This is a genomic window from Methylovorus sp. MM2, assembly GCF_001648895.1.
Lineage (GTDB): Bacteria > Pseudomonadota > Gammaproteobacteria > Burkholderiales > Methylophilaceae > MM1.
Genome location: NZ_LXUF01000015.1, coordinates 1 through 380 on the forward strand (window position 1 = coordinate 1; position 380 = coordinate 380).

1 protein-coding gene is annotated in these 380 nt (G+C 66.8%); it reads right to left on the minus strand.

All coding sequences use genetic code 11. The annotated features are described in order from the left end of the window. Positions 1-51: 51 nt before the first annotated feature. Positions 52-380, minus strand: a 329-nt coding sequence (locus A7981_RS10535) for an RNA polymerase sigma factor (RefSeq protein WP_131800962.1), incomplete at its 5' end; no start/stop codon positions are given.

The following is a 380-nucleotide window of genomic DNA, read 5'->3' on the forward strand; positions in this document are numbered from 1 at the left end:
CGCCGGCAGTCTCCTGGTTCGAACGTAAGACGCCGAGCAAGCCATCCCGCCTCAGTCCCTCAGCGATCGCCGAAGAAAAGTCATCGCGGTTGCCATGTGCTTCTCCACGCCGCTGCGCGTAATGCCGAGCTCTCGAGCCACATCCGCGTGCGGCAACCCATCGAGCTTGTGAAGCCGGAACACTCGGCCGGCTGCGGGCGGCAGCGCCGCGATGGCGGTCGCCAGACGTGCCGAGCGCTGTTGGTCCTCCATCGCCTGTTCGGCGCCCGGGCGCGGATCGGCTGTTTCGCCTGGGCTGGCGGCACCATATTCCGCAACCGACCAGTCACGGTCGCGCGTTGAGCGGCGGCGTCTCTCCCGCATCCGATCCAATACAAGGT